Below are 4,879 nucleotides of genomic sequence, written 5' to 3' on the forward strand. Positions count from 1 at the left end.
TGAGCTTCGTTTATTTGGCTTCGACGATGATTTTATTGAAATAGTTGGGCGGAATCGGGTTTTAAAACACGCCCTAATGACATCATCTTTTAATTTCTTATACTGGCTACTTTCAGGATCATTGCTTATGTCTGATGTAATAGATGATTCATGAATATTCGGGTTATTCAGGCTAAATTTTCCTTGTTCAAGAGCATTAATCCAATATCCTTGATCTTTTTCCCTCCAAACTAAAAAAACTACATATTTTTCACCTGGCACCATTTTAATATAATCTTCATAACTAAATTGAATGAGTTCATCTTGCACTTCCGCAGTATACGTAGGTTCCAAAATAGAAAGTTTTTCACTTAATTGTTCGCCATTTTTAGTTGTGAATACTTGATTCAATTCTACTTCAGTACGCGTATGACCAGACGGGTATCCATCTAGATTCTCAACAAAATTCTGTGAACGTTCAGTAGCTGTCACCTCTGCCACAACGTCCGAAGCTGCAAGAGCCTCTTCATAGTTTTCAAATATATTATGATCTGCAGAAATGCGGCTCGTTTTAATTTCTTTAGGTGCTAATTCAACATTTTTATTTGTTTTTGACGAATTAAGAGAAGAACTTTCACCTTCATTTGTATGTTCTTTATAAGCGCATCCGCTCAGGGCTGTAATACTGACTAGAGCGACTATACCGATTTTTGAGATCACCTGCTTATTCATAAGTCACCATCTCCATTTCGTTCTTAAATGTGCTAAATCAACACTAGTAGGTTGTTCTAAAGCGATTTTTCCAGACTTCATCCAATGATTTCCTGAATGTCCAGGCGGCTCTTCAAAATGATTTAGTCCTAAAACGTGTCCAATTTCGTGTCCAGAAGTTTTGTAGCGGTGTACATTTTCAAAACCTGCTGCATTTTGATTATCTAGGTCAAACCTTATGACACCTTGCTGAAAATTCGTACCATTCGTAACTTCATCAGGGGTTATGTTGCGCCCACTCAACATCCAATAAGTCGCTGCCCCGTAAGTACCGGGCGGAAGATTTCCCTTTCCGGCATAAATTTTCATACTCGCACTGGAAGAATTAACTACTTCAGTTATGAAAACGCCGGTTGAAGCATTATCCCATTGCTTTACGCCGTTTTCTACAGAGCCTTTAAAACCTAATGAGTTCACGGAATCATCTACCCAATACGTCATGTTACTCGCTCCGCCAGAAAGCGAGCCTTTTTTGATATGAGCTGTTCCTATATCAGCAATCGCTAGGGCGTGTCTTCAAAATTCACACACCGTCATTTTGGGTTAAAACGGAAGTATGGAAACCAATAATCGCTACGAACTTCGCGACGACCAATGGGAACGTCTTGTCCACTTGCTGCCACCGGAGCGAACCGGAAAGAAAGGAAGACCGGCTCACGACAATCGGAACATGGTAAATGCCATGCTTTGGATCAATCGTTCCGGCGCTCCATGGCGCGATCTGCCTGCCACTTATGGGTCCTGGAAATCCGTCCATACACGCTTTAGACGCTGGCGGGAACTCGGAATTTTCGAACGCATCCTGGAACAATTGGCGAACGAACCGGACGAAGAAAGCTGCATGATTGATGCCACTCATGTTCGGGTTCACCAACATGCCGCCGGCGCAAAAGGGGGCGCTTCAAGCAAGCCATCGGACGATCGCGCGGTGGATTGACCACCAAGATCCATGCCCTCGTCGATGCGCTTGGCAATCCGCTTTGTTTTCGATTGACGCCAGGAAACCAGGCGGATTGCACCATCGGTTACGAGATGTTGGCCGCTATCCATCTGCAAGGCAAGTTCGTGCTTGCGGATCGCGGATACGATACGGATCGGATTCTAAGACTGCTGGACCAAAAGCAGGCCATCGCCGTGATTCCAAGCCGAAAACACCGCACGATTCAACGAGATACCGACTGGTGGATGTACAAGGAACGGCATTTAGTCGAAGGCTTGTTTAACAAGCTAAAAAATTATCGCAGGCTGGCGACACGTTACGATAAATTGGCGACTTCATTTTCTGCTTTTTTATCGCTGGCTGCCATTGTTTTATGGTTAGCTTGAATTTGAAGACACGCCCTAGAGAAGAAGAAAAAACAAACAAAAAAAACGGTAAGAATAAAAATCTTTAGAATTTTTCTTGAATTAACCATTCTTTTACCTTATTTTAAATAAAATGGATATATATTCATTAACGTAACCTATCACCTTTTTGTTTCGAAATTTAAAATATTTAATTTTTATCATAATCTCTTGTTCGCTTTCGGCATACTGGAATACCCAAAAGCAACCTGCTTGGAATCCCTGCACCGTACATTCCCGAAGTCTACGCAGCACAAAAAAGCCCGCGTCCGCCGCGGGCTTCCTTTTCAAACCAAACCTTAAACCTCTTCCCCCGTGGCCACCGGATTATCGTCATACGAAATCCAGTCGCTCCAGCTCCCCGCATACAGCCGCACGCTCTTGAAACCGGCCTGTTCCAGCGCCAGGATGTTCGGAGTCGCGCTCACGCCGGAACCGCAGTACACGACGATCTCGGCTTCTTTGTCGATCGCTTCGAAGTGCTGCTCAAGCTCCTGCGTACTCTTGTACGATCCGTCTTCGTTGAACAGGTCTTTCCAGAAGAAATTGACCGCTCCAGGAATATGGCCGCCGACCTGATCCATCATCTCGTTCTGGCCGAGGTAGCGGTCGTGCGCGCGGGAGTCGATCAGGACGGGGGTGAAAAAGACTTTGGGATTCACGGCCGGAGGGATTTCGATATCCTGCACCGGGACTTCGCCGCGCTCATCCGCTCTGGCTTCTTCGACGGCTTCCATGATTTGCTCCGCTTTGAGCGTGCCGACGATGCGCTGGACTTCGTCCACGTCGGTCAGCAGATGAGGCTGCACGTTTGCCGTGAAGGTCGAAGGCACGCGTACCGCCTGCTTATCGTCCACCGGGAAGCCGGCCTGTTTCCAATTCGAGAATCCGCCATCCAGCACAGCGACGTTCTCGTGCCCGAGCCAGCGCAGCATCCACCACAGCCGCGCCGCGTTCATGCCTCCCTCGTCGTCGTAGGCGACGACGCGCGTATCATTGCCGATTCCGAGCTTCGCCAGACGTGCCGCGAACGCTGCCGGGTCCGGCAGCGGATGACGGCCTCCGTGGTCCCCGGCCGGCGCGGACAATATTGTACTGTAGATGATTTTTATGTATACGTCACGTAGTTGGAGCGTTTATAATAATATAACTAGGCGATACAGGACGGCCCTCCTATGAGAGGAGGTGAACCGTGAATTTTGAAACTTTTGGTTGGAGTGAGTTAATTGCACTATTGGGCATTTTCACTCCATTTATTATTCCAGCGATTCTTAGAAAGTTCAGCAAGCAACCAATACAAGATTTTTCTCTAAAAGAAAAAAGCAACCCTAAAGAGTTGCCTGCAGAAAAAAAAGAAAACCTTGGAAATCGAACTATATAAGCAGCCACTTATATGGTTCAACGGGATTGCTGTCCTGCCTGGTAATGAATCAGCTGCTAGTTGGTCTTCTACACCAACTAGCAGCTTTTCTATAAGCAAGAACATTTAAATGATGTATATGTCTATGACATACACTATTTTAATCCCTACCTAAATAATAGCTGTCGCGTCGACTTTAGGCAACGTTTATCTGTAGAATTTGTTCCATAAAATGTTGAGCACTGAACATTTTATACATATTATTTTGTTACCAAACTGCTGCCACAAAACTTAGTTCCTCACCTAATATAATGAAAAATAAAAGTTTAAACTATTTCCCACAACTCAAACGCATTCATAAATATGGTAATATGTAATTAGCTTGCTGTTTGACTCAGAAACATGCCCGCTTTAGTCAAAGCTATAGAAGGAGTTGGAATATTTGAAAGATCTAAAATTTTTGTACGATCAGATTGGCAAGCTGATGAGAGATGATCCTATCCAAAAAAAATCAGAAATATCAGAGTTGTTCGAAAAAGTATATCTGCTATCTTGGGATTTTCTTTTAACCACAAACCAAATTCCACTGATTTCAAAAATCAAAGAAAAAACGTATTTTTCTTTTCTACACCCTGATAAAGAAAATAAGATTTCAAGAGCCGTCAATAAAGAGTTGTTTATTTTTGATGCCCAACAAGTGATTGTAGGTTTTAGACATATCCTTGCAAAGGATTTTGAAAATTGCAACTCTCACTACATCACAAAAGTTCTTTATACAATTGCAATATCTTTTTGTGCCAACATAGATTTAAAGAAAGAAGGAGATCAAAAAACCCCCGGAACATTCTTTGAGTTCTTAATCAGACACATGTTCTCGCACATGCTAAATATTGAACCCAGGAACAGAGTTGACGTGCTAAACCTAGACATGAAAACTACTTTGCCTACGGATTTCATATACGATTTGGGTCCAGAAAGACCCAAAATTCATTTACCCGTTAAAACCTCAACAAGAGAAAGAGTAATACAAGTTTGGGCACATCAACGTGTGCTTGACGGAGTTTATGGGACAGGAAGATTTATGGGAATGCTTACATGTTTATCAGAAACCAAAGTTGATAAAACTAAGAGAGAAGTAACTGAGATTTGCCTGCCAAAGCAATGGCGGATTTATCAAATGTTTATTGCTCAGCTTCAAAGAGTTTATTATCTTGATCCGCCTACTCCATATCTTGAGCTAAATAATATATTTCCTCCAATTAATGTTCGTTCTTTTGGTGAATTTTTTACAGAAGTTGAAATCTTGCTGTATGAAAATAAGTTGTAAAATCACCTAACTTTATTTTAGAGACGGATTGTAAAATGAAGTGCAACACCTCGAACTGAATACAAAAAGGGCTCATGGCCGGATTCGTGTAGAATAAA

At 42.9% G+C, this 4,879-nt stretch carries 5 protein-coding genes and 1 pseudogene; 3 read left to right on the top strand and 3 right to left on the bottom strand.

All coding sequences use genetic code 11. The annotated features are described in order from the left end of the window. Both HRQ60_RS23060 and HRQ60_RS23065 read right to left on the bottom strand, forming a co-directional pair. A partial coding sequence (locus HRQ60_RS23060) for a hypothetical protein (RefSeq protein WP_172200907.1) occupies positions 1-711 on the bottom strand: 711 nt, incomplete at its 3' end. 3 nt (positions 712-714) lie between these two features. Further along, entirely contained in the window at positions 715-1,191 is a 477-nt protein-coding gene (locus HRQ60_RS23065) for a zinc metalloprotease (RefSeq protein ID WP_172200909.1), read from the bottom strand. A gap of 115 nt (positions 1,192-1,306) precedes the next feature. Here HRQ60_RS23065 and HRQ60_RS23070 point away from each other — a divergent pair. Continuing rightward, positions 1,307-2,076: pseudogene (locus tag HRQ60_RS23070) on the top strand (IS5 family transposase). A gap of 317 nt (positions 2,077-2,393) precedes the next feature. Here the strand turns inward: HRQ60_RS23070 and HRQ60_RS23075 are convergent. Next, on the bottom strand, positions 2,394-3,182 hold the full coding sequence (locus HRQ60_RS23075; protein WP_216671681.1) for a sulfurtransferase: 789 nt from the start codon (positions 3,180-3,182) through the stop codon (positions 2,394-2,396). A 104-nt stretch (positions 3,183-3,286) separates the two neighbouring features. Here HRQ60_RS23075 and HRQ60_RS23080 point away from each other — a divergent pair, with 104 nt between their 5' ends. Both HRQ60_RS23080 and HRQ60_RS23085 read left to right on the top strand, forming a co-directional pair. Then, on the top strand, positions 3,287-3,475 hold the full coding sequence (locus tag HRQ60_RS23080; RefSeq protein WP_172200911.1) for a hypothetical protein: 189 nt from the start codon (positions 3,287-3,289) through the stop codon (positions 3,473-3,475). A gap of 421 nt (positions 3,476-3,896) precedes the next feature. Continuing rightward, the gene (locus HRQ60_RS23085; protein WP_172200913.1) at positions 3,897-4,781 is read left to right on the top strand and encodes a hypothetical protein; all 885 of its coding nucleotides are present in this window, start codon (positions 3,897-3,899) and stop codon (positions 4,779-4,781) included. Positions 4,782-4,879: the final 98 nt, after the last annotated feature.

It is taken from the genome of Saccharibacillus qingshengii (genome assembly GCF_013185195.1).
In the GTDB taxonomy this organism is placed as follows: domain Bacteria; phylum Bacillota; class Bacilli; order Paenibacillales; family Paenibacillaceae; genus Saccharibacillus; species Saccharibacillus qingshengii.